The sequence below is a fragment of the Corallococcus sp. AB045 genome (genome assembly GCF_003668895.1).
In the GTDB taxonomy this organism is placed as follows: Bacteria; Myxococcota; Myxococcia; order Myxococcales; family Myxococcaceae; genus Corallococcus; species Corallococcus coralloides.
On sequence record NZ_RAWN01000146.1, the window covers coordinates 1 to 25,406 of the forward strand.

Annotated in this window: 12 protein-coding genes and 2 pseudogenes; 7 read left to right on the plus strand and 7 right to left on the minus strand. The window is 67.8% G+C overall.

Annotated features, from left to right (window positions below; genetic code table 11):
• Positions 1–258: pseudogene (locus D7Y21_RS28760) on the minus strand (arylsulfatase); the annotation flags it as partial.
• 235 nt (positions 259–493) lie between these two features.
• Here D7Y21_RS28760 and dnaE point away from each other — a divergent pair.
• The 4 genes from dnaE (at position 494) to D7Y21_RS28780 (ending at position 12,152) form a co-directional block, all read left to right on the plus strand.
• Complete coding sequence (dnaE, locus tag D7Y21_RS28765) at positions 494–4,039, plus strand: DNA polymerase III subunit alpha (RefSeq protein ID WP_120566262.1); 3,546 nt, start codon at positions 494–496, stop codon at positions 4,037–4,039.
• 20 nt (positions 4,040–4,059) lie between these two features.
• The gene (locus D7Y21_RS28770) at positions 4,060–4,863 is read left to right on the plus strand and encodes an SDR family oxidoreductase (protein ID WP_121716967.1); all 804 of its coding nucleotides are present in this window, start codon (positions 4,060–4,062) and stop codon (positions 4,861–4,863) included.
• Positions 4,864–4,986: 123 nt separating this feature from the next.
• Complete coding sequence (locus D7Y21_RS28775; RefSeq protein WP_147469403.1) at positions 4,987–9,963, plus strand: lamin tail domain-containing protein; 4,977 nt, start codon at positions 4,987–4,989, stop codon at positions 9,961–9,963.
• 236 nt (positions 9,964–10,199) lie between these two features.
• Positions 10,200–12,152, plus strand: a complete 1,953-nt coding sequence (locus D7Y21_RS28780) for a M3 family metallopeptidase (protein ID WP_121716971.1) — start codon at positions 10,200–10,202, stop codon at positions 12,150–12,152.
• Positions 12,153–12,208: 56 nt separating this feature from the next.
• Here the strand turns inward: D7Y21_RS28780 and D7Y21_RS28785 are convergent, their stop codons facing one another.
• Positions 12,209–14,716 carry a glycogen/starch/alpha-glucan phosphorylase gene (locus D7Y21_RS28785; protein ID WP_121716973.1) on the minus strand — a complete coding sequence of 836 codons (2,508 nt, stop codon included), beginning with the start codon at positions 14,714–14,716 and terminating at the stop codon, positions 12,209–12,211.
• Between the two features lie 278 nt (positions 14,717–14,994).
• Here D7Y21_RS28785 and D7Y21_RS28790 point away from each other — a divergent pair, with 278 nt between their 5' ends.
• Complete coding sequence (locus tag D7Y21_RS28790) at positions 14,995–15,582, plus strand: DUF2378 family protein (protein ID WP_120566267.1); 588 nt, start codon at positions 14,995–14,997, stop codon at positions 15,580–15,582.
• Positions 15,583–15,663: 81 nt separating this feature from the next.
• Here the strand turns inward: D7Y21_RS28790 and D7Y21_RS28795 are convergent, their stop codons facing one another.
• The 4 genes from D7Y21_RS28795 to D7Y21_RS28810 all read right to left on the minus strand — a co-directional run bounded on the left by D7Y21_RS28795 (position 15,664) and on the right by D7Y21_RS28810 (position 21,702).
• Complete coding sequence (locus tag D7Y21_RS28795) at positions 15,664–16,854, minus strand: peptidoglycan DD-metalloendopeptidase family protein (RefSeq protein WP_120566268.1); 1,191 nt, start codon at positions 16,852–16,854, stop codon at positions 15,664–15,666.
• A gap of 104 nt (positions 16,855–16,958) precedes the next feature.
• Positions 16,959–18,452 (minus strand): SpoVR family protein, encoded by a 1,494-nt coding sequence (locus D7Y21_RS28800; protein WP_120566269.1) that lies wholly within the window; start codon positions 18,450–18,452, stop codon positions 16,959–16,961.
• Positions 18,453–18,493: 41 nt separating this feature from the next.
• Positions 18,494–19,603 (minus strand): DUF444 family protein, encoded by a 1,110-nt coding sequence (locus D7Y21_RS28805; protein ID WP_120566270.1) that lies wholly within the window; start codon positions 19,601–19,603, stop codon positions 18,494–18,496.
• A 35-nt stretch (positions 19,604–19,638) separates the two neighbouring features.
• Positions 19,639–21,702, minus strand: coding sequence for a PrkA family serine protein kinase (locus D7Y21_RS28810; protein ID WP_120566271.1), 2,064 nt, complete (start codon positions 21,700–21,702; stop codon positions 19,639–19,641).
• A 572-nt stretch (positions 21,703–22,274) separates the two neighbouring features.
• On the opposite strand from D7Y21_RS28810, the gene D7Y21_RS28815 reads away from it, so the two are divergent.
• A complete protein-coding gene (locus tag D7Y21_RS28815) occupies positions 22,275–23,864 on the plus strand; it encodes a glycosyltransferase family 39 protein (RefSeq protein ID WP_121716975.1) in 1,590 nt (529 codons plus the stop codon).
• A 32-nt stretch (positions 23,865–23,896) separates the two neighbouring features.
• Here the strand turns inward: D7Y21_RS28815 and ruvX are convergent, their stop codons facing one another.
• Positions 23,897–24,352 (minus strand): Holliday junction resolvase RuvX, encoded by a 456-nt coding sequence (gene ruvX, locus D7Y21_RS28820; RefSeq protein ID WP_121716977.1) that lies wholly within the window; start codon positions 24,350–24,352, stop codon positions 23,897–23,899.
• Positions 24,353–24,563: 211 nt separating this feature from the next.
• On the opposite strand from ruvX, the pseudogene D7Y21_RS28825 reads away from it, so the two are divergent.
• A pseudogene (locus tag D7Y21_RS28825) lies at positions 24,564–25,406 on the plus strand (hypothetical protein); the annotation flags it as partial.

Here is a 25,406-nt window from a genome sequence, read left to right on the forward strand (position 1 = left end):
GGCCCCCAAGAGCGCCCCCAGCACCAGCCCCACCACGCAGTACGCGCCGATGATCCGCGCCACCTGCCACAGCACCACGCTCCGCCACGCGTTCCACACGTACTCCGTGACGACGTGGCTCTCGTTCCCCTGGTAACCCAGTTGCATGTTCAGCAGGGCACAGAGCGTGTAGAGCGCCAGGAAGACGAGCAGGCCCGCCCGGCAGCCCAGCAGGAGGGCGCGAGCGAGCGTCGGCGGTGTACGGGCGAAGGCGGGCATCCTGGGGCAGCGTGGTCACGAATCCCACGGCGGCCACCCCGTGGCCGGAAGGAGTGCCCACGCCCGGACGGACGGGGGGCTGGAATTCCGCTCCCGGTGTCTCCCGGGCCGGTTTTCCGGGCCCCGCACGCGCGCGTCCCGCTTCTTTCTTCCAGCCCCGTCACTGGACTGGCGAGCAGGGGTTGCGGGCTCTAGTGTTCAGGCGCCTCTTTCTTCACCGGGAGCCGGAACGCCCATGTCCTTTACCCACCTTCACCTCCACACCCTCTATTCGCTGCTGGATGGGGCCATCCGGATGAAGGACCTCATCAAGACGGTGAAGGAGAAGGGCATGTCGAGCGTGGCCGTGACGGACCACGGCAACATGTTCGGCACCATCGACTTCTACAAGAAGGCGAAGGACGCCGGCATCAAGCCCATCCTCGGCCTGGAGGCCTATGTCGCCGGCCCCAAGGGGCGCGAGGACCGTTCCGAGAAGGTGGCCCACCACCTCATCCTCCTGGCCAAGAACGCGGAGGGCTACGCGAACCTGCGCTACCTGTCCTCCACCGCGTACATGAACGGGTTCTACTACCACCCGCGCATCGACAAGCAGGTGCTCGCGGAGCACAGCAAGGGACTGGTCGGCCTCACCGCGTGCCTGGGCGGTGAAGTCACCAGCGCGTGCTTCCGCGGCGACATGGACCACGCCCGCCGCGTGGCCGCCGAATACAAGGGCATCTTCGAGCCCGACAGCTTCTACCTGGAGGTCCAGTCCAACGGCATGGTCGAGCAGGACAAGGCCAACGAGAACCTGAAGCAGCTGTCTCGTGACCTGGACATCCCGCTCGTCGCCACCGCGGACGCGCACTACATCAAGCGCGAGGACGCCAAGGCGCACGAGCTGCTCATGTGCATCGCCAGCGGCAAGACGCTGGCGGACAACAAGCGCCTGCGCCACTCCACCGACAAGCTCTACGTCACGAGCCCGGAGGAGATGCTCGGCTTCTTCTCCGACTCGCCGGAGGCCGTGCACAACAGCATGCGCATCGCGGACATGTGCAACGTGGAGCTGAAGCTGGGCAAGCCCATGCTCCCCACGTTCAAGGTGCCGGACGGCCACACCCCGGACTCCTTCATGTCGGAGCTGGCCTACGAGGGCCTGCGCCAGCGCTTCAAGGAACTGGAAGGCCAGTACCCCATCGACCGCGAGCAGTACCAGGCGCGCCTCACGCTGGAGCTGGGCGTCATCCAGCGCATGGGCTTCTCCGGCTACTTCCTCATCGTCCAGGACTTCATCAACTGGGCCAAGGACCACAACATCCCGGTGGGCCCGGGCCGTGGCTCCGGCGCCGGTTCGCTCGTCGCCTACGCGCTGCGCATCACCGACCTGGATCCCATCCCGTACAACCTCCTCTTCGAGCGCTTCCTCAACCCGGAGCGCGTGTCGATGCCGGACTTCGATATCGACTTCTGCCAGGACCGGCGCGACGAGGTCATCAAGTACGTGGGCCGCAAGTACGGCGAGATGAACGTGGGGCAGATCATCACGTTCGGCTCGCTCAAGGCCAAGAGCGTGCTGCGCGACGTGTGCCGCGTCTTCGGCCTGCCCTTCAGCGAAGGCGACCGCATCGCCAAGCTGGTGCCCGAAGTCCTCAACATCACCTTGAAGGAGGCCATCGAGATGGAGCCTCGCCTCAAGGAGATGATCGAAAAGCCCCAGAACATCGGTGAGGTGGAGGGCAACCCCGTCACCACCAAGGACGTGCTGGAAATCGCGCTCGCGCTGGAGGGCCTGCACCGCCAGCCCGGCATGCACGCCGCGGGCGTGGTCATCGCGGACAAGCCGCTCTGGGAGTTCGTGCCCGTCTACCAGCCGCCCGGCGAAAAGATCCTCATCACCCAGTTCGCCAAGGACGAGGTGGAGGCCGCGGGCCTGGTGAAGTTCGACTTCCTCGGCCTGAAGACGCTCACGGTCATCCAGCACGCGCTGGACCTGGTGAACCGCAACCACGGCAAGGACATCAAGCGGCACGAAATCCCGCTGCACGACGAGAAGATGTGGCAGCTGATGGCGGAGGGCGACACCGCCGGCGTCTTCCAGATGGAGTCCAGCGGCTTCACCGAAATGGTGATGAAGCTGAAGCCGACCTGCTTCGAAGACGTCATCGCCGCGGGTGCGCTCTACCGCCCGGGTCCGCTGGACTCCGGCATGGTGGACGTCTTCATCAACCGCAAGCACGGCCGGGAGAAGGTGGCCTACCCGCACCCCAACCTGGAGCCGGTGCTCAAGGACACCTACGGCGTCATCGTCTACCAGGAACAGGTGATGCAGATCTCCCAGGTGCTGGGAGGCTACACCCTGGGCCGCGCCGACCTTCTTCGCCGCGCCATGGGCAAGAAGAAGGCCGAGGTCATGCAGGCCGAGCGGGCCGGCTTCCTCGAAGGCTGCAAGATCAACAACGTGGACCTGAAGGTCGCGGGCGAAATCTTCGACCTGATGGAGAAGTTCGCCGAGTACGGCTTCAACAAGAGCCACTCCGCGGCGTACGGCCTGGTCACCATCCACACGGCGTGGCTCAAGGCCCACTACCCGTGCGAATTCATGGCCGCCCTTCTCACCAGCGAGAAGGACAACACCGACAAGGTGGTGAAGCACATCGGCGAGGCCCGCGAGTCGGGCACGCAGGTGCTGCCGCCGGACGTGAACCAGTCCGACATGGCCTTCGGCGCGGTGGAGGGGAAGATCCGCTTCGGTCTGGGCGCCATCAAGGGCGTGGGCGAGGGCGCCATCGAGTCCATCCTGGAGGCGCGTAAGGAAGGCCCCTTCAAGAGCCTCTTCGACTTCTGCGAGCGCGTGGACGGCCGCCGCGTCAACCGCAAGGTGCTGGAAGCGCTGGTCAAGGCCGGCGCCTTCGACTTCGAGAAGCGCCCCCGCGCGCAGCTCTTCGAGACCATCGAGCGCGCGATGAACCGCGGCTCGTCCAGCCAGAAGGACAAGGCCGCGGGTCAGAGCTCGCTGTTCGGCATGCTCGCGGGCCCCGCGTCCTCCGGCACCGGCCTCAAGGATGACTACGCGGCGGTGGAGGAGTGGCCGGAGAAGGAGCGCCTGGCCTTCGAGAAGGAGTCCATCGGCTTCTACGTGTCCGGCCACCCGCTGTATCAGTACGAGAAGGAGCTCAAGCGCTACGCGCGGCCCATCACCGCCGTGCAGCGCGCGCGCCGCGACGAGAAGCTCACCGTGGCGGGCATCATCACCGTGCTGCGCGAGCGCCCCACCAAGACGGGCAAGCGCATGGCGTGGGTCACCATTGAAGACCTGTCTGGCTCCACGGAGCTGGTGTGCTTCCCGGGCAAGGACGGCACGCGAAACGTGATGGGCAAGGACGGCAAGTGGTCCAAGCAGGGCCCCAAGCCGGGGTACGAGCACTGGGAGCACCTGCTCAAGTCGGACGACCCCATCCTCGTCACCGGCACGGTGCAGATTTCCCAGCGCGACGAGAACACGCCCACCGCGGAGCTCATCGTCGAGGACATCCAGAGCCTCAAGGCCGTGCGTGAGAAGCGCACCAAGCGCCTGGAGCTGCGGCTGCCCGCGGAGATCGTCACCGAGGAGCGGCTGGCGAAGCTCAACGAGCTGGCGAAGAAGTACGCGGGCGCGACCCCGGTGGCGGTGAGTGTGCTGTTCCCCGGGGAGGCGGAAGCGCACATCTCCGGCACCACCCTCAAGGTGCAGGTGAACGACGATTTGCTCCTCGCGGTGGACCGCCTCTTCGGGCAGAAGGTCGTGGAGTTCGGCTGATTTCGAAAGGAAGCGATTCCATGGCGGACAGCGTGTTCAAGGATGGGCTGCTCAAGGGCAAGACGGCGTTCGTCTCCGGCGGCAGCAGCGGCATCAACCTCGGCATCGCCACCGCGTTCGTGAAGGCGGGCGCGAAGGTGGCCATCAACGGCCGCAACGTGGAGAAGCTGGAGGGCGCGGTGAAGGGCCTTCAGGCCCACGGCACGGCCATGGGCGTGGCCGCGGACGTGCGCGACTACGCGTCGGTGGAGAAGGCGCTCCAGCAGGTGAAGGACGCGTACGGCGAGATCGACGTGCTGGTGTGCGGCGCCGCCGGCAACTTCCCCGCGCCCGTGCTGGGCATGTCCTCCAACGGCTTCAAGGCGGTGATGGACATCGACGTGCTGGGCACCTTCAACGTGTCCCGCGCCGCCTTCGAGCACCTGCGCAAGCCGGGCGCCGCCGTCATCAACATCTCCGCGCCCCAGGCCTACCTGCCCATGGCCATGCAGGCCCACGTGTGCGCCGCGAAGGCCGGCGTGGACATGCTCACCCGCGTGCTCGCCATCGAGTGGGGCGGCACGGGCGTGCGCGTCAATGCCATCACCCCGGGCCCGATTGAGGGCACGGAGGGCATGAGCCGCCTGGCTCCGTCGGAGGGCTCGCGTCAGAAGCTCGCGGAGGCCCTGCCGTTGCAGCGCTTCGGCACCCCGGACGACATCGCCCGGCTGGCCCTCTTCCTGGCCTCGGACGCCGCGTCCTTCATCACCGGCGCCATCATGGTCTGCGACGGCGGCCAGTCCCTCCTGGGCGGCGCCGCGGTGCTCCAGGCCATCAACGGCTGATTCCAGTGTGTGCAAAGTCCCGGCCCTGTTTAGCGGGGGCCGGGGGAGGTCTGCTAGAAAGCACTGCAACCCTGCGTGAAGTGCACGCTGCCGCGCGGGGCTGCTCGCTGGACGGAGACCTCCATGTCCCCACGGATCGCTGTGCTCGCCCGCTGTCTGGGGTTGAGCGTGCTGTGTCTGGGCCTGTCACTCGGCTGCAATGACTCTGGAACCTCCCCGCAGCCCCCGCCCGAGGTGGACGGCGTGGTGGACGTGGCGGCCTCCACGGTGACGGTGGACCGGCCCACGGGGGTGCTCGCGAACGGCCAGGACGTGGCGGTCGTCTCGGTGACGGCGCTGCGCAAGGCGGACGGCTCGCGGCTGTCCGGGCGCACGGTGACGGTGACGGTGGAGGGGGAGGGCGCCTCCGTCCTGGAGTCAGCGGCCATCACCGACGTTACCGGGGTGGCGAGGGCGCGGGTGTCCTCCACGGTGCCGGGCGTGAAGACGGTGAAGGCTTCCGTGCTGGATGATACCGGCAAGAGCGTGCCGCTCACCCAGACGGCCACGGTGGACTTCGCCAGCGTCAGCACCGTGAAGAGGCTGGCGTTCCGCGCGACACTGCCGGACGGCATGGTGGGCGTGCCGCTCGAAGGCCTGGTGGTGGAGGTGCTCGACGGCGCCGGCGCGTTGGTGACGGACAGCACGGCGGAGGTGACGCTGTCGCTGGGCTCGGGCGGCATCGTGCTCCCGGAGGGGCGGCTGACGGTGGCGGCGGTGAACGGCGTCGCGACCTTTTCGGACGTGGTGCTGAAGAAGGCGAGCGGCATCCTAAACTTCATCGCGAAAGCTCCGGGCTGCATCGCCGTGACCAGCAACTTCATCTCGGTGGTGCCGGGCGCGGTGTCGGGGCTGGGGCTGGGCACCCTGCTGGAGACCGCCACGGCGGGCGTGGCGCAGGACCTGGATGTCACGCTCAAGGACCAGTACTCCAACACGGTGACGACCTACTCGGGCACGGTGACGCTGACGTCCACGGACGCGGCCGCGACGCTGCCCGCCGCTCACACGTTCACCGCCGCGAACGCGGGCAGGTTCAAGTTCCAGGGCATCACCTTCCGCACGGCCGGGCGTCAGTTCCTGACCATCGCGGACAGCGCGGGGGACTTCTCGTTCGAGCAGCCCGTGGACGTGTCCGCCGCGGCGCCCTCGAAGCTGGTGTTCACGCAGCAGCCCGCTTCGCCGGTGTCGACGCACGCGTCCTTGGGGGATGTGAAGGTGGCGGTCCAGGACGCCTTCGGCAACCCGGTGTCGGCGACCGGGCTGGCGGTGAAGCTGTCGCTGCCGGCGGGGGCCTTCACGCTCGCGGGGGCCGTGAGCGCGGCTCCGGTGGACGGCGTCGCGACGTTCACGGGGTTGAGCATCGCGGGGCATGGCACCACGCACCTGGTGGCCTCCGCGCAGGGCCTGCAGGACGTGAGCAGCGCGGACGTGCAGGTGGTGGATGACGTGGCGCCCGCGAAGCCGGTGCTGACGCAGACGGGGGCCACGGAGACGGGCCTCACCGTGCAGTGGACGGGCGTGGGGGATGACGGTGTGCAGGGACAGCTCGCGTCGCAGGAGCTTCGTTACTCCACGTCCGCCATCACCACGGACGCGGCCTTCAACGCGGCGACGCCGGTGACCGTCGCCGCCCCCGTGCCCGCGGGCACGGTGCAGTCCGCGAACCTCTCCGGCCTGACGCCGGGCCAGACGTACCACGTGGCGCTGAAGGTGACGGACGCGCACGGCAACTCCGCGCGGTCGGACAGCCTCGCGGTGTCCACGTCGGATCCGCAGGTGGCGCAGCTGGCGTTCACGCCGCAGCCGTCGAACGGCACCGCGGGCTCGGCGCTCGCGAACGTGGCAGTGTCGCTGCTGGACTCGCGCGGCGACGTCGTCTCCACGGCCACCACGGCGGTGACGCTGACCCTCACCGGCCAGTCCGGCTTCCCGGCCGTGACCGTGGCGGCGGTGGACGGCGTGGCCACGTTCCCTGGCCTGCGCGTGGATACGGCGGGCACGTTCACGTTCACCGCCACGGCGGGTGCGCTGACGAAGGTGAGCCAGGCCTTCACGGTGGGCGCGGGCGCCGCGGCGAAGCTGGTGCTGGCGCCCTTCCAGGCGCCGGTCAACGCGGGCGCCTTGCTCGCGGTGACCCTGTCCGCGACGGATGTCTACGGGAACATCCTCAAGGACTACACCGGCACGGTGCACTTCACGTCGTCGGACGCGCAGGCGGAGATTCCCGCGGACGCCGTCTTCGCCCCCGCGGACGAGGGCCAGAAGACCGTCTCCGGGCTCGTGTTCAAGACGGCGGGCGCGCGGACCTTCACCGCCACGGATACCGTCACCCCGGCCCTCACGGTGACGGTGGACGTGGACGTGCAGGCTGGCGCGGCCGCGGTCCTCGAGGCCGTCGCGAGCTCGGGCCCCTTCGGCGCGGGCCAGTCGCTGAGCTACGAGTTGGTGGCGCGTGACACCTACGGCAACGTGGCGAAGGACTACGCGTCCACGGTGACCTTCTCCTCCACGGACGCGCAGGCGGTGCTGCCCGGGGCCTATACGTTCACCCTGCTGGACGAGGGCCGGCACACCTTCAGCGTGGAGCTGCGCACCGCCGGGGCCCCGTCTGTCACCGCGGAGGACGTGGCGGACGCGTCGCTCACGGCCTCGCACACCTACTCCATCGTCCCGGCGGCCGGGGGCCATCTGACCTTCGCTTCCGCGCCCACGACGGGCTCGGTGCGGCAGGCGCTGGCGGACATCCAGGTGGCCGTGAAGGACGCCTACGGCAACACCCTCACCGACGCGTCGGCCGACGTGCAACTGGCGCTGGTGGGCGGCACCTTCGCCCAGGGCATCCCCACGCGCACCACCACGGGCAGCGTGGCCACCTTCGGCGAGCTCAGCATCAACGACGAAGGCACGTACCAGCTCCGGGTGAGCGCGGACGACTTCCAGACCGTCACGTCGGCGGACCTGATCGTCTCCGACGTGGAGTCGCCGGCCGCCGCGGCGGACTTCAGCGCGACGGCGGTGGACGGTGCCAGCATCCGGCTGGACTGGCAGGCCCCCGGTGATGACGGTGTGCTGGGCACGGCCGCGAGCTACGAGCTGCGCTACGCCACGTTCCCCCTCAACGACGCGACCTTCGGCGTGGCCACGCTCGTGACGGGCGTGGGTGCGCCGCGGACGGCGGGCACGGCGGAGTCCTTCACTGTCACCGGCCTGACGGCAGCCACGACGTACCACTTCGCGCTGAGGACGTTCGACGGCGCGGGCAACGCCAGCATGCTCGCCACCGCGAGCGCCGCCACCACCAACCCGTGTGATGGCTACGTGTGCACGCCGCCCGCGCCCCAGTGCACGGAGGATGGCTATTCGCTGGAGGTGTTCTCGTCGGTGTGCGTGGTGCGGAACGGCTCGCCGACCTGTGAGGACGGCGAGGGGTCCCTCCAGGCCTGCACCGGCGCGGACGCGGTCTGCTACGCGGGCGCGTGCACCAACGCGCCGCACCCGGGCGCGGGCGAGTTGGTCATCTCGGAGGTGATGCACTCGCCTTCCGCGGGCACCACGGAGTACCTGGAGCTGACCAACACCACGTCGAAGCTGCTGGATGCGCACGGCCTGGTGGTGAACCTGGTGGACGGCGCGGGCACGGCCTCGTCCTTCACGGTGCTCCACAACCCCACGTTGCTGGTGCCCCCCGGAGGGAGGACGGTGCTCGCGCAGGACGCGAACTTCACGCGCAATGGTGGCGTGTCGGCGAACACCGACTACGGCATCGACGTGTTCATGGACAGCACCGGCTCCATCACGCTCAAGCAGGGCACGGTGACGGTGGACAGCCTCACGTACACGAGCGCGTTCCCCCAGGCGACGGGCCGGGCCATGAGCCTTGCGTCCAGCATCATCGGGACGAAGGGCAGCGCCCAGGCCTGGTACTGGTGTGAATCCACCGGCAGCCTGTCCGGCGGGGACCGGGGCACGCCGGGCCAGACCAACGACGACTGCGGCCTGAACGTGGAGAAGCCGCTGAACTGGTGCGCCATCCAGTACCCGAAGACGTTCCCGGCGGGTAACGGCGCCTACCCGGCGGAAATCAACACCACCGACAGCTACGACATCTACAGCCAGTTCTACAGCCGCGACGTCACGCAGAAGAACACGAGTGGCAACGACTACTACCCCCGCATCGAGGCGCAGCTGGGCTACGGCTCGGACCCCACCAACCCCGCGGGCTGGACGTGGAAGGCGGCGGAGTTCAACGCGGGCTTCAACTCGCCGGGCTCGAACAACGACGAGATGAAGGCGATCCTCCAGATTCCCACGGCCGGCACGTACAGCTACGGCTTCCGCTACCGGTTCACGGACGCGGGAGCGCCGTGGGTGTACTGCGACCAGTTCGGCAAGGTGGATCCGCCCGAGGGCACCTACGGTTCCGTGACGGTGGTGAAGGCTCCGCTGACGAACCACGTGGTCATCAGCGAAGTCTCGCCTGGAAGCGTGGCCAACACGGATGAGGACTTCATCGAGATCTACAATCCGACCAATGCGGACATCGACCTGACGGGCTGGAAGTTGATGTATCGCTCCGCGGCCGGTAGCTCGACGGACTACACCCTCGCGGCGACAGTGGGCACCACCACGCCTCGGAAGGTCATCAAGGCGCACGGCTACTTCCTGTTCGCGAGCAGCCGCTTCGTCACCAACAATCCGTCCATCACCGTGGATGCGGTCTGGAGCGGCGGTGTGGACCTGGCTCAGGGCGGGGGCAATATCCGGCTGGGTGACTCGACGTCCACGCTGGTGCCCACCACCTCGACGGGTGTCGCGGACACGCTGGCCTACGGAACGGGCCGGATGCTGCCAGAAGGCTCCCAGGCCGTGGCGCCGCCAGCGCGCGGCAACAGTATCGAGCGCAAAGCCGTGTCCACCTCCATCTCCTCCACCCTGGACACGGGTGGCGCGGATGCCTTGAGGGGCAACGCCTACGACTCGAACAACAACTTCGATGACTTCGTGACCCGCGCCGTCCGGCAGCCACAGAACTCCTCGAGCCCGCTCGAGTTCTACTGACGCCTCCGCCTCGCCCTTGAGAAGTCCCAGGAAGGCCGCCTCCGGCACGCACGCCGGGGCGGCCTTCCGCCGTTGGGGCACCGCCCGCCCGTCCGCCGCCCGACGGACGGGGCAGGGGAGGGCGTCCACTGCCCGGCAACCGCCCGCGCCACGCCACACGGATGCTGCCAGGGCCGGCGGAGCGCATTAGCTTTGGGCACTTTCCTGACACCCACGGCTTGAGAGGAGCCTTACCTGTGTCCGAGCCCCTGGTCCCCGACGCCGCCCGCCACGTCACCTGCCCGCCGGAGGAGTTCCGCCGCGCGAGCGAGGAGGCCCTGGCCAGGGCCCGCGACGGCATCGCGCGACTGAAGACGCTGCCCGCCTCCACGCCCCCCAAGGAGGTCCTGGAGGTGTTCGACGAGTCCTCCGCCGCGCTGGATGATGCCGCCGCGCGCGCCAGCGTCGTGCGCCACACGCACCCGGAGGCCGCCCTGCGCGAGGCCGCGGAAGCCTCCGAACAGGCCATCGAGAACCTGGCCAACGACATCCGCATGGACCGGGGCGTCTACGACGTCCTGGCGCGCGTGGACCTGTCCCAGCAGGACGCCGCCACGCGCAAGTGGATGGAGAAGGTGCTGCGAGACTTCCGCCGCGCCGGTGTGGACCGCGACGACGCCACCCGCGCGAAGGTGAAGGCGCTCCAGGAGGAGCTCGTCCGCATTGGCCAGGAGTTCAGCCGCAACATCAGCCAGGACACCCGCAAGGTGTCCCTGCCCCCCTCCGCGCTGGACGGCCTGCCGGAGGACTACGTGCGCGCGCACGCCCCCGGCGAGGACGGCCAGGTGCGCATCTCCACGGACTACCCGGACCTGGTGCCCTTCCTCACCTACGCGCGCGACGGCAAGGCCCGCGAGGAGCTCTGGCGCGCCAACCGCCAGCGCGGCTACCCCGCCAACGTGAACGTGCTCCAGAGCCTGGTGCAGAAGCGCCACGAGTTGGCCACGCTCCTGGGCTACCCGCACTGGGCCGCCTACGCCACCGAGGACAAGATGGTGCGCACCGCGGACGCCGCAGGCACCTTCATCCGGAAGATCGCCGACGCGTCCGAAGAGCGCATGAAGCGCGACTACGCGGTGCTCCTGGAGCGCAAGCGCAAGGACGACCCGAACGCCGACAAGGTGAACCCGTGGGACTCCGGCCACCTGGATGACCGCGTGAAGGCGGAGCAGTACGCCTTCGACTCGCAGACGGTGCGCCCCTACTTCGAATACACGCGCGTGAAGCAGGGCGTGCTGGACCTCACCGCGCGCCTCTTCGGCGTCACCTACCGCCCGGTGAAGGACGTGCCCGTGTGGCACCCGGACGTGGAGGTCTACGACGTCTACGAAGGCACCACGCTCAAGGGCCGCTTCTTCCTGGACATGCACCCGCGCGCGGACAAGTACAAGCACGCGGCCCAGTTCACATTGACGAGCGGCAAGTCCGGGCGGCGGCTTCCGGAAGGCGCGCTCATCTGCAACTTCCCCAAGCCCGGCACGGAGCCCGCGCTCATGCAGCACGGCGACGTGGAGACGTTCTTCCACGAGTTCGGCCACCTCTTGCACCACATCTTCGGCGGCCACACGCGCTGGGCGGGCCTGTCCGGCGTGCGCACGGAGTGGGACTTCGTGGAGGCCCCGTCGCAGATGCTGGAGGAGTGGGCGCGCGACGTCACGTGCCTGCAGACCTTCGCGAAGCACTACCAGACGGGGGAGGCGCTGCCCGCGGAGCTGGTGGAGCGCATGCTCGCCGCGGACGAGTTCGGCAAGGGCCTCTTCGTGCGCCAGCAGATGTTCTACGCGGCGCTCAGCCTGGAGCTGTACCGGCGCGATCCGAAGGACCTGGACGCCACCGCGCTCGTGCGAGAGCTGCAGGGCCAGTACATCCCCTTCCCGTACCTGGAGGGCACGTACTTCCACCTCACCTTCGGGCACCTGGATGGGTACTCGTCCAACTACTACACGTACATGTGGTCGTTGGTCATCGCGAAGGACCTCTTCACGGTCTTCCAGACGAAGGGCCTGCTCAACCCCGAGCCCGCGCAGGCCTACCGCCGCGCCGTGCTGGAGCCGGGCGGCTCCGACGACGCCGCCCGCCTCGTGAACCACTTCCTCGGCCGCGACTACGACTTCCGCGCGTACGAGGCGTGGCTCAACAAGGCCGCCTGAGCGGCTGACGACACGGCAGCCCCAGGAGGCTGGGGCTGCCGGTGCTCAGCGGAACGTCACTCCACCTTCGTCTGCTGCACGCGCCAGATCTCCTCCGCGTACTGCTTGATGGTGCGGTCGGAGGAGAAGATGCCCGCGCGGGCGACGTTGATGATGCACTTCTTCGTCCAGCCCTCCTGGTCCCTGTAGGCGCGCGCCACGTCCTCCTGCTTCGCCGCGTAGGCCGCGAAGTCCGCCAGCACCAGGTAGCGGTCCTCGTTGAGCAGGCTGTCCACCAGCGGCTGGAAGAGGTTGCGGTCCTCCGGCGAGAAGAAGCCGGAGCGGATGAGGTCCAACGCCTCGCGCAGCTCCGTGTTGGACTCGTACACCTCGCGCGGCTTGTAGCCGGCCTTCTTGCGCGCGATGACCTCGTCCGCCGTCAGGCCGAAGAGGAAGAAGTTCTCGTCGCCCACCGCGTCCCGGATTTCGACGTTGGCGCCGTCCAGCGTGCCCAGCGTCAGCGCGCCGTTGAGCATCAGCTTCATGTTGCCCGTGCCGGAGGCCTCCCAGCCCGCCGTGGAAATCTGCTCGGACACGTCCGCCGCGGGGATGATGCGCTCCGCCAGGCTCACCCGGTAGTTGGGCAGGAACACCACCTGCAACCCCGTGGCGCCCGCGTCGCTGTTGACCACCTCCGCGATGCCGTTGATGAGCCGGATGGTCAGCTTCGCCAGGTGGTAGCCCGGCGCCGCCTTCGCGCCGAAGAGGAACGCGCGCGGCGTGATGACGCTCGCCGGGTCGCGCCGCGCCTTCATCCACAGCGCCACGATGTGGACGGCGTCCAGCAGCTGCCGCTTGTACTCGTGCAGGCGCTTGATCTGCACGTCGAAGATGGCGTCCGGATTGAGCTGCACCCAGCGCAAGTCCCTCACGTGCTGGGCCAGCTCCTCCTTGTTGGCGCGCTTCACCTCGCGGAAGGCCTTGCGGAACTCCGGGTCCTCCGCGTGCGCCTCCAGCTTCAGGAGCTGGTCCAGGTCCGTGGCCCAGCCCTCACCGATGCGGCTCGTGATCAGCTTGGACAGGCGCGGGTTGCACCACGCCAGCCACCGGCGCGGCGTCACGCCGTTGGTCTTGTTGTTGAAACGCTCCGGGTACATCTGCGCGAAGTCCGGGAGCACGTCGCGGCGCAACAGGTCCGTGTGCAGCGCGGCCACGCCGTTGATGCTGTGGCTGCCCACCACGGCCAGGTGGGCCATGCGGATCTTCTTCTCCGGGCCCTCCTCCACCAGGCTCATCCGCTGCTGCTTCTCCACGTCGAACGGGTAGCGGATCTGCACCTGGCGCATGAAGCGCTGGTTGATCTCGAAGATGATTTCGAGGTGACGCGGCAGGAGCCGCTCGAACAGCGACACCGGCCAGCGCTCCATGGCCTCCGCCAGCAGCGTGTGGTTGGTGTAGCCGAACGTCTCCTGGGTGATGGACCACGCCTCGTCCCAGAGCAGGCGCTTCTCGTCCACCAGCACGCGCATCAGCTCCGCCACGCCAATGGCCGGGTGCGTGTCATTGAGCTGGATGGCCACCTTCCGGGAGAAGTCACGGAAGTCGTTGTGGTTCTTCAGGTAGCGCCGGACGATGTCCGCGATGGAGCACGCCACGAAGAAGTACTGCTGCTTGAGGCGCAGCTCCTTGCCGGCCTGGAACGCGTCGTTGGGATAGAGGACCTTGGAGATGACCTCCGAGTCGTTCTTCTCCACCACGGAGCGCTCGTAGTCACCGGCGTTGAACAGCAGCAGGTCGAACTCCGCGCTCGCGCGCGCCTGCCACAGCCGCAGCGTGTTGACGGTGTTGTTGCCGTAGCCCGCGATGGGTGTGTCGTACGGCACGCCAATCACCGTCTTGCCACCCACCCAGCGCGCCACCGGCCGGCCATCCGGACCCTGGTGGTGCTCCACGCGCCCGAAGAAGCGCACCGGCACCGCCTTCTCCGGCCGCACGATTTCCCACGGGTTGCCGAACTTCAGCCACTCGTCCGCGCGCTCCACCTGGTGTCCCTCCACCAGGTCCTGGGAGAAGATGCCGAACTCGTAGCGGATGCCGTAGCCCATGCCCGGGTAGCCCAGGGTGGCGAGCGAATCCAGGAAGCACGCCGCCAGCCGGCCCAGACCGCCGTTGCCCAGGCCCGCGTCCGGCTCCATCTCCAGGAGCTGGCTCAGGTCCACGCCGACTTCCTGCATGGCGGCGGCCGCGGCCTCGTACATGTTGAGGTTGAGCAGGTTGTTGCCCAGCGCGCGACCCAACAGGTACTCCGCGGACAGGTAATAGGCGCGCTTGACGTCCTGCTCGTAGTAGGTGCGCGCCGTCTTCACCCAGCGGTCCGTGAGGCGGTCACGCACGGCCAGGGACAGCGCCATGAAGCGGTCGTGCGGGGTGGCCGTCTCCGGGTTCTTGCCGCGCGAATAGCGCACGTGTTCGAAGAAGCCGCGACGGACGCTGGCCGCGTCGAGCCCGGTGCGGCCGCTGTCTTCGGGGGTTCCCGAGGCGGAGGGCGGGGGCGATGCGGGGCGCGCGGAGGCGGGAGGAGCCATAAGTCGGTCGTCTCGAAGGTCGCGAGGGGGTTGATGGACTGTGCAGGCGCCCGCGCTTTTGACGCGGGACGCCCATGACGGAAGGGTACCGTGTCACGCCAGCCCAGGGCAGGGGAAACCCACGTCCCACGCCTGGGGTCGGCCGCTTCCCCCGTCAGGGAGGGAAGGTGCTCGGGGACCCGCCGTGACGCAGCGCGGCCCCAGGGAATGACAGACATCCGCATCGACCTCGTGAGAGGGACCGGAATCACGCGGAAGTAGGGTAAAACGCTTTGTGCATGTCCCTCCCCCTGGATGACCTGGAGCAGCGCATTGCCCTCACCCGGCCGGGGGACACCGTGCGGGGGCTGAGCTTCGCGGCGGTGCTGCGGCTCGTGCACCAGCGGTTGGGGCGTGACGCGGCGGAGCGTCTGCGCGCGCCGCTCATGCAGCGCAGCCCCGTGGACTTCTTCTCCTACCCGGCGGTGGACTTCCTGCGGCTGCTCGCCTTCGCGTCGGAGGCGCTCCAGCCGGAGTTCGGCACGCGTGACGCGGCCCTGCGGGCGTGCGGGGAGGCCATCGTCGGGACGTTCTTCGAGTCCACGGTGGGGCAGACGCTCCTGCGCCTCACCTCTGGCGGCGGAGACCCCAAGCGCCTCTATGGCAACGCGCCCGCGTCGTACTCCACCGCGGTGAGCTACGGGCAGCGCGAGTACCAGGCCCTGGGCGACAAGCGCGTGCGGCTCGTCTTCAAGGGCGACCTGCTGCCCGTGGAGGTCCACGAGGGCATCCTCGTTGGCCCCCTCAGCGCGCTCCACCGCGAGGGCAGCGTGCGGGGCACCGAGCGGTGCCTGGGCGATTCCGAGTTCCTCATCGAGTGGACCTGACGGCTCGGCGAAAAGCGACGGGCCCCGCTCCACCGTGAAGGGGAGGGGGCCCGGGGGCTGTCAACTCAAGGCGTTTGGCGCCTACTTCGTGGCGGTGGGCGGCGGGCCCGCCTTGCCAGCGACGGCGGCCACGGACACGGCGTCAATCTGCTGGGCCATGTCCTGCGCCTTGGCGAGGAAGTCCGCCGTCAGCTCCTTGGGCAGCGGATCCGCGCGGGGGAACTTCTGGGTGAGCGGGTTGGCGTAGGTGCCGTTGCGCTTCAGGCCGAAGTGCAGGTGCGGGCCGGTGGAGCGGCCGGTGTTGCCGGAGTAGGCAATCACCTGCTTCTGCCGCACGCGCTGGCCGGAGCGCACGCCGTCGCCGAAGCGCGACAGGTGCATGTACTGCGTCTCCATGCCGTTGGCGTGGCGCAGCACCACCATGTTGCCGGCGGCGCCCGCGTTGCCCGCGGACACGACGGTGCCATCCGCCACGGCCCACACCGGGGTGCCAATGGGTGTGCCGTAGTCCACGCCGTTGTGGTTCTTCACGTACTGGAGCACCGGGTGGAAGCGCGACCCGAAGCTGCTGGTGACGTGCGCGTACTTCAGCGGGCTCTTGAGGAAGGTCTTCTTCGCGCTGGCGCCGTCCTCCTGGAAGAAGTTGGCCTCGCCGTTGGGCAGCACGTAGCGGAACACGCGCTTGTTGCCCACCAGGCCGCCCTCATACGTGGCCGCCAGCACCTCGCCGTAGCGCAGCACGCGGCCCTTGGAGACGAACTTCTCCACCAGGGCCTTGGCCTTGTCGCCCTTGCGCACGTCCCGGTAGAAGTCGATGTCCCACGCGAACACGTCCGACAGCACCAGTCCGATGGACGGGTCCTCGCCGGCCGCGAGTGTCGCCTCGTACAGGGACGAGCTGATCTCCAGCGACACCAGCGACACCTGCTTCTCCACCTCGATGGAGCGCTTGCTGCCGACGTACTTCTCCCCGTCGCGGCGCACCTGCCACTCGTCCACGGTGCTCTGGCGGTAGTCGAAGAAGTCCAGCTCGCCGTTCTTCATCACCAGCCGGAACTGGTCGCCCACGCGCGACTTGCGGAAGTCGAACACGCCCTCCAGCGCGGAGATGACCGCCGTCACCTGCTCGTCGGGCAGCTGCGCGTCGTGCAGCGCGCCCGCCAGCGTCTGGCGCGGCTCGATGCGGCGGTTCTTGATTTCGAACTGGGTGGCGGCTTCGGACGTCGAAGCCACCCCGAGGGCGGCAAGGCAGAGGAGGGAAGCGGTCTTCATGGGGGGCGATACAGGAGTGTAGAGGACTGTTGGTCCTCCGCCCAAATCCTGACCGCACTTCCCAAGCCCGCCTGCCTGCTTGAGGCCCCCGAGGCTCGGAAGACTTACAGCTCCACTTTCTTTTCCGAGTGGTGCTGCCCGTCGTAGCGCAGCAGGGTCCCCTTGCCGTCGTAGCGGGTGATGATGTTCACCGGCCGCCGCCACAGGGACTGGAGGTTGCGCAGCGTCTCCCGCGCGTAGTCGCCCTTCAGGTCCTGCCCGTCATGCTTGTGCGCGAGCAGCAGCTCCGAGCGGTTCTCGTAGTTGCCGTCCACGACCTCGATGATGGGCTGGCCGAAGTTGGTGAGTGACGTGAGCAGCTTGTTCTTCACCTTGCGGAACTCGCGGTCCAAGATCTCCCACGAGTTGCGCTTGTCGTTGAAGCCGTAGACGAAGAGCTTCTGCTGCTGGGCGAACTCGGCGGTGAGGAACGTGTCGATGAAGGTGATGTCGTTGTAGTGCTTGCGCACCTCGAAGATCTTCTCACGCCCCGCGCCCAGCTTCTTGTCCCAGGCCTGGCGCGCGCGAAGGTCATCGCACTCGTCCCACTCCTTGCCGAACTTGCCCTTGTTCCACCGGTCCTCGATGTCCCGCCACAGCTCGATGCCCAGCTTGTACGGGTTGATGGCGCCGGGGCGCACGCCCATGGTGCCGGAGTGGTGGTCCGCGTAGTCGATGATCTCCTCGTCCCGCAGCGCCCGGCGGGTCATGATGGTGGAGTGCCAGTAGCTGGCCCACCCCTCGTTCATGATCTTCGTCTGGCCCTGCGGCGCGAAGTAGTACGCCTCGTCGCGCAGGATGGAGAGGATGTCCACCTCCCACGGCTCCAGCGGCGCGTGCTCCAGGAGGAAGTAGAGCACGTCGCGCTGAGGGCGCTCCGGGAAGCGCTTGCGCTGCTGCTTCTCATCCTCCGCGCGCTTGCGCTGTGAGTCCATGAACTCCGAAGGGTTGATGAAGCCGCGCATGTACTCGCGGTTCACCTTGAAGCCCTCCACGCGCTCGTTGGACTTGGCCTCTTCCTCAGCGCGCTGCGGGTCCGGGTTGCGCCGGATGTGGGGCGCGTGCTGGTCGATGAGGTTCTCCAGCGACAGCGTCCGGTCGATGAAGTCCTCCACCTTCTCCACGCCAATCTTGTCCACCCACCGCCGGACGCGGGTGGCGTGGTTGGCCATGTCGTCAATCATCCGGCGGTTGGTGTGCCGGAAGGAGAAGTTGTTCTTGAAGAAGTCGCAGTGACCGTAGACGTGGGCCATCACCAGCTTCTGGTCCACCTCCGGGTTGCTCTCCATCAAGTAGGCGTAACAGGGGTCGTTGTTGATGACGAGCTCGTAGATTTTCGAAAGCCCGTACTCGTACCCCTTCGCCAGTTGCTCGTACTCCATGCCCCAGCGCCAGTGGGGATAGCGGGTGGGGAAGCCGCCGTAGGCGGCCACCATGTTCATCTCGTCGTAGCTCACCATCTCGAAGACGGTGTCGAAGAAATCCAGGCCGAACTCCTTGGCGTAGCCGTGGATTTCATCCCGCAGCGCTGCGAGTCGCGGTGTGAGGCTCTTGGGCATGGGGCGGTGGCTCCGGTGGGGGATGAGACAGAAGCGCCTGGTCAGCGCCCCTTGCCGAGGAAGTCCTTGATGGAGGCGTAGATGGCGTCCTTGTCCGCGATCTCGCTCAACGAGACGTTGTTCGTGTCACCCACCGCCTCGCGCAGGTCCTTGATGAACTGCCCGCTGCCGTAGGGCGACTCCACCTGCCCGTAGGCGAACTGGTTCACCTGCGGGAGGATGTCGTTGCGGAGCATCTCGATGCACTGGCGCGTGTCGTCCGCGCTCCAGTTGTCCCCGTCGCTGAAGTGGAACGGGTAGATGTTCCACGCGCTCTTCGGGTAGTCCGCCTGGATGATGTCCCGGCACAGCTTGTACGCGCTGGAGATCATCGTCCCGCCGGACTCGCGGGTGTGGAAGAACGTGTCGCGGTCCACTTCGCGGGCCACCGCGTCGTGGATGATGTAGCGCGACTCCAGCCCCTTGTACTGGTGCTTGAGCCACGTATCGAGCCAGAAGCTCTCGATGCGGACGATCTCCTTCTGCTCGTCCCCCATCGAACCGGACACGTCCATCATGTAGATGATGACCGCGTTGGTCTCCGGCAGCTCCTGCAGCTTGTAGCTGCGGTAGCGCCGGTCCTCGCGCGTGGGGATGATGACCGGCATCTTCGGGTCGTAGGTGCCGGTGGCGATTTGACGCTTCAGGGCCTGCTTGAAGGTGCGCTTGAAGTGGCGCAGGGACTCCGGGCCCGTGGTGTTCACGCCCGTGTATTTCACCTTCTGCGTGACGATGCGCTCGTTCTGCCGCCGTTCAATCCGCGGCAGCTGGAGCTCTTCGCCAAGAATCTGCGCCAGCTCCTCCAGCGTGACGTCCACCTCCAGGGCGTGGTCTCCCTCGCCCTGGCCGGCCTGATGCCCGTCCCCGGGCTCCACCGCCCCGGGGCCGAGCTGCTGACCCACGTCACCGTCACCCTGTCCGACTCCGCCCTGCTCCTTGTGGCCGTACTTGAAGCGCGGGATGTCGATGAAGGGGATGGGGATGCTGATGGCATCCTTGCCCTTCTTGCCCAGCATCTCGCCCTTCTGCACGTACTTGCGCAGGTTGGCTTTGATCTTCCCGCGGACGATCTGTTTGAAGCGGGAGTGGTCCTGGTGGATCTTCAAGGTCACGGTGTCACGTCCCTCTTGAGGCAAGTCGCTAGGCGTTACTCCTTGGCGTCACCGCGGGCGAAGATGCTGGCCACGAAGTTCAGCACGTCCGTGGAGCAGATCTCGCAGTACCCGTAGTTCTTCATCATCCGGTCCTTCACCAAGTCGATCTTCTCCTGGGTCTCCTTGTCCACGACGGACGACACCAGGTTCTTGAGCTTGATGCTGTCCTTCTGGTCCTCGAACAGCTTCAGCTCCAGCGCCTTGTGCAGCCGCTCGTTGGTCCGGTAGTTGAAGGTCTTGCCCTCCACGGCGAGCGCGCCGATGTAGTTCATGATCTCCCCGCGGAAGTCGTCCTTGCGGCTCTCGGGGATGTCGATCTTCTCTTCAATCGACCGCATCAAGCGCTCATCCGGCACCTCGTAGATGCCGGTGTACTTGTTGCGGACCTTCTCCTTCTGGGTGAAGGCCTTGATGTTGTCGATGTAGTTGCCGCACAGCTTGCCGATGGCGTCCTCGTCGGCGCTGATGGCGCGCTGGACCTCGTTCTTGACGATGTCCTCGTACTCCTGCTTCACCGTGGTGAGCAGCTCCTTCATGCGCTTGCGCGCGTCCTCGGTGTTGATGAGGGAGTGCGTCTTCAAGCCGGCTTCCAGCTCGTTGAGCACCATGAAGGGGTTGATGCAGCCCTCGCCCTTGTCGCTCACCAGGGCGTTGGAGATCTTGTCCTGGATGTAGCGGGCGCTGATGCCCTCCAGGCCCTCGCGCACGGACTCCTTGCGCAGCTCCTTGATGTTGTCCTCGGTGAAGTTGGGGAGCGTCTTGCCGTTGTAGAGCTTGAGCTTCTGCAGGAGCGACAGGTTGTGCTTCTTGGGCTCCTCCAGGCGCGTGAGGACGGCCCACATGGCGGCCATCTCCAGCGTGTGCGGGGCGATGTGCTTGCCCTTGATGGCGCGGGAGTTGAAGTCCTTCTCGTAGATCTTCACCTCTTCCGCGAGCTTGGTGATGTACGGGATGTCAATCTTCACCGTACGGTCGCGCAAGGCCTCCATGAACTCGTTGTTCTCGAGCTTCTTGTACTCGGGCTCGTTGGTGTGCCCGATGATGACCTCGTCGATGTCCGTCTGAGGGAACTTCTTCGGCTTGATCTTGTGCTCCTGCGACGCGCCGAGCAGGTCGTAGAGGAACGCGACGTCCAGCTTGAGCACTTCGACGAACTCGATGACGCCGCGGTTGGCGATGTTGAACTCGCCGTCGAAGTTGAAGGCGCGCGGGTCGGAGTCCGAGCCGTACTCGGCGATCTTCCGGTAGTTGATGTCGCCGGTGAGCTCGGTGGAGTCCTGGTTCTTTTCGTCCTTGGGCTGGAACGTGCCAATGCCCACGCGGTCCTTCTCACTGAAGATGAGCCGGTTGACGTGCACGTGGCCCATGACCTGGGCGAAGTCACCGCCGTACTGGGTCATCAGCTCCTTGAAGACGAAGCGGCACGCGGGGCACAGCTCGCAGCCGTTGGGAATCGTGTAGCCGGACTCCGGCGGGGACAGCTCGGAGAAGACCTTGTCGCGCCACTCACGGGGGATGAGGTTGAGGGGCTCCTCGTTCATCGGGCACTTCATCTTCTCCTTCGTCACCGTGCCGTCCGGCTGCTTCTTGTCGGTGAGCCAGGAGAAGGTGTAGGCGGCGCCCTCCGGCGTCTTGGAGTACTCCTCCATGCCCTTCTTGAGCAGGCGGGCGATGGTGGACTTGGACGAGCCCACGGGGCCGTGCAGGAGGATGACGCGCTTCTCCGTGCCGTAGCCTTGCGCCGCGGACTTGAAGACGTTGACCAGCTTCATCAGCGGCACGTCCAGGCCGAAGATGGCGTCCCGGCCGCCGAAGCGCTCGTCGCTGAAGAAGTGGTAGCGGGTGAGCTTCTTCTTGTTGTCGATGTACTCCGACTTCCCGTGGCTGAGGATCATGTCGTAGATCCTCTGGAAGGCGGTGCGGGTGACCTTGGGGTTCTTGCGGACGATTTCGAGGTAGTCCTCGAAAGAGCCCTCCCAGTTGAGTTCCGCGTAGGTCTTCACGTCCTGGAACGCGGCGATCCTGGAGACCCACGAGCCCTTCTCAGCGTCCTTCATGTCTCTCCCTCGTAGCCTCACAGGAGGACGCGAACGGTCGCGTGCTTCCGGGGGGCCAACATGGTGAACCTGGAGGGCTGGAAGGCCATTCCACACCCACTCCGAAGAGGTCCCAGGCGACGACAATCGCGATGCTTCAGCCCCTTCGGGACCCCGCCGCGGAGTGGGACCGCGCGTTCGGCTCGTGTCGGAGGGGAGCCGCCCTCCTCCACGGGGTGAAAAGGCACTTCGATTATAAGGACCCTGACGCGCGCTGGGAGGAGCCCCCCCGGTGCGATGTGTCCGGTCCCACCTCACCCAAGCGCGTACTTCCCGACGCTTGGGCTGCCGCTGGAGGACATCCCGTCCGGGCAGGCCCTCACTGTGGGGCAGCGTCCGTGTCCGCTCCACATGTCGGCGTGACGGCCGGCGCACCGGTTCCATCCCGCCCAGAAGGGTGCGTAACGGCGCGAATCCCACGCTGCCCGGGGAAGTGATTCCCCAAGAAGCACAGGGCAGGCGGGCGGGCACCGGGCAGGTGGGAGGGACGCTGGCTTGGCTTTGAGCCCTGCCTGCGTATCCTCGCGCGCGCCATGGTTCCCGCTTCGAGTCCCGCCGCCCTTGCTTCCCCTCCTACCGCCGTGCCCGGTCTGTCCGCGGTGCCCGCACCCCAGCCCGAGCCGTCCACCCGGTGGTTGGTGGGCCTGCTGCTCCTGGCGGCGCTCCTGCCCCGGTTGGGGGTGTTCTTCATCAACGAGAACCTCTTCGGGGACGCGGTGGTGCGCACGGAGCTGGCGGAGCGGTGGCTTGCCGACCCTCACGTCATCACGTCCTACAAGGACGGCACGTACCAGTTCGGGCCCCTGCACCTGTACCTGGTGGGCGCGGTGCTGTCGGTGTTCGAGCGCGACGTGGCGGGCCGGCTGGTGAGCCTGTTGTTCGGGGTGGCGTCGGTGGTGCCGCTGTTCGCGCTGACGCGGCGGCTGTTCGGCTGGCGCGCGGGCGTGGCCGCGGGGCTGGCCTTCAGCGCGTGGGGCATGCACCTGCAGTTCTCCACCACCGCGGGCAGTGAGTCGGTGTCGCTCTTCTTCATGCTGGCGGTGTTCGCGCTGGTGGCGGAAGGGGTGGAGGAGAACCGCTTCCAGCCGCTGTTCTGGGGCGCGGTGCTGCTCAACTTCGCGTGCGCGCTTCGTTACGACGCGTGGATGTACATCCCGCTCATCACGGTGGCGCTGGTGTTCAGCAGCGAGGACCGGGTGGCGTCCCTGACGCGCGCGGTGGGCTTTGGCCTGGTGTGCCTGCCGTTCCCGCTGTTGTGGATGCAGGGCAACGAGCTGGCGCACGGCGACCCGTTCTTCCCCATCAAGGCGGTGGAGGACTTCCACAAGCAGTGGGTGGCCGACTCGGGTGGTGCGGGGGGCGCGCTGGGCTGGCGGCTGCAGCAGCTGGGGTTCTGGCCCGCGGTGGCGCTCTTCACGCTGACGCCCGGCGTGGCGCTCCTGGGCGCGGTGGGCATGGTGCGCGCGTGGAAGAAGCACCCGGAGACGCGCTGGCTGGTGGTGATGGCGGTGGTGCCCACGCTGTACTTCACCCTGCGCGCGGCGGTGCTCTTGAACTTCGTGCCCCTGGCCCGCTTCACGGTGACGCAGCTGGTGCTCCTGCCCGTGTTCATGGCGCCGGGCCTGGCGGCGCTGGTGGGCAACAAGGGGGCCTTCGCGCGCCGCGCGGTGGTGGGCGTGAGCGCGGTGCTGGCGGTGGTGATGCCGGTGGCGCTGGGCATCTACACGTTCCGCACCGAGGGCGGGCTGCATGACTCGCTGCGCCCGGTGAGCCCCACGTCCACGAACCCCGTGGCGGTGATGCAGGTGGCGCGCTACCTCAAGGAGGAGGTGGCGGCGAAGGGCGGCGCGGCGGCCATCGACGATGATCCGCGCTACATGGACCTGCAGGTGGCCTTCTTCTCCACGCTGCCGGAGATGCGCATGGCGCGCGTGCGCTGGGACACCTTCCGCCAGCGCCTGGCGGACGCGCGGCCGGAGGTGCTGGTGCGCTTCGATGGCGGCAAGCTGGTGAAGGACCCCGGCGTGAAGCTGGAGGGGCGCACGTTGACGCTCGACGGCGTGGCGTACCAGGAGCAGGACGGCTTCTCGGCGCCGCTGCACGTGTACCGGCGCCAGCCGTAGTCCGTCGTCAGCGATTCCCCGGAGGCGCTGCTTCAGCCCTCCGGGTCGTAGTTGTCGTCGTAGCCGTCCTCGTCCTTGGGACGGTGCGCGTCCAGCCAGCCCTGCAGGATGAACTGCGCGGCGAGCTGGTCGATGACCTCCCGCCGCTTCTCCCGGCGCACGTCCGCCTCCAGGAGGGTGCGCTGGGCGGCCACGGTGGACAGCCGCTCGTCCCACAGCTCCACGGGCAGTCCAGTCGCGCTCTCCAGCACCTGCGCGAACTTGCGCGAGGCCTCCGCGCGGGGCCCCTCCGTGCCGTTCATGTTGAGGGGCAGCCCCAGGACGAAGCGCGTCACCTCGTGCTCCTTCACGAGCCGGGACAGCTCCGCCAGGTCCCCCTTGAGCGACGTGCGCCGCACGGTGGTGACCGCCTGGGCGGTGAGCCCCAGTCCATCCGAGACGGCCACCCCGATGGTCTTGGTGCCGTAGTCGAGCCCGAAGGTGCGCATGGGCGCGGGACTCTAGCCGCAATCCTCCGCGGCGGACCGACCCGTCCGTGGGTGGGGACGCGGCTTGCGGACCCCGTGGGCCAACCCCGCGTTTCGACTCGCCCCGAGCGCGGTTCCGCCCGGCACCGCCGCTGCAATGCCTGTCCGCGTCCGAAGAGACGGCGCGCGGCACCTGGCAGCACCCACTTCAACCCGTCGCGCGGGAGTATCGATGCTCGACATCCTGAAAGGCGTGGCGAACCTGCTGGGCGGTCCGATGACCGCCGTGGCCGACCTGGCGGGGGACGCCCTGGGGCTTCCCCCCGTCCTCACGAACTCCATCAAGACGGCCGCGGGGGTGATGAGCGGCAACGTGATGATGGCGGCCAGCGGCGCGCTGGGCGTGGCGGATGAGCTGAAGAAGAACCCATCCGCGAAGACGGAGTACTGCGCGCCCCAGGACGCGGCGAAGGCGGGCGCGGGCTACGCGAGCTCCGCTTCGTCGGGGGCTTCGCAGGCGGGAGGCACCTCTGGAAGCCGCAGCCCGCTGGACCCCAAGCTGCTGGACTACGCGGACTCGCTGCGCACGCTGGAGGCGAACTTCGGCTACCTGGACCTGCTGGACGGCAAGAAGGACGGCTCGCTGTCGCACGCGGACCTCCAGCGCATCTCCCAGGACAAGAACGTGTCGCCCTCGCTCCGGGACGCGGCGAAGTTCCTCGTCGACAACCGCGCCTTCTTCGAACAGGTGGACACGGCGAAGAAGAGCCTCCTGCTGCTGAAGCTGCCGGGCATGAACGATGACCGCATCGAGCTGGTGGGCCTCCAGCAGGAGTCCAAGCGGCTGGCCGGCGAGTTCGCGAAGTACGGGCGTCCGGAGCGGCCGGGCCGCCCGGCCCCCACGCCGACGGACTGCGCGCCCCCTCCGACGGACTGCGCGCCGCCCACCCCCGGCGGTGGCTCCCGGCCGGGCAGCGGGGCAGGGCGGCCGGGCACCGGCGGCACGGGGCGGCCGGGCAGCGGCACGGGGAGCACGGATGGTGGCGTGTCGGGTCGGCCGGGCCATGGCGGCGGA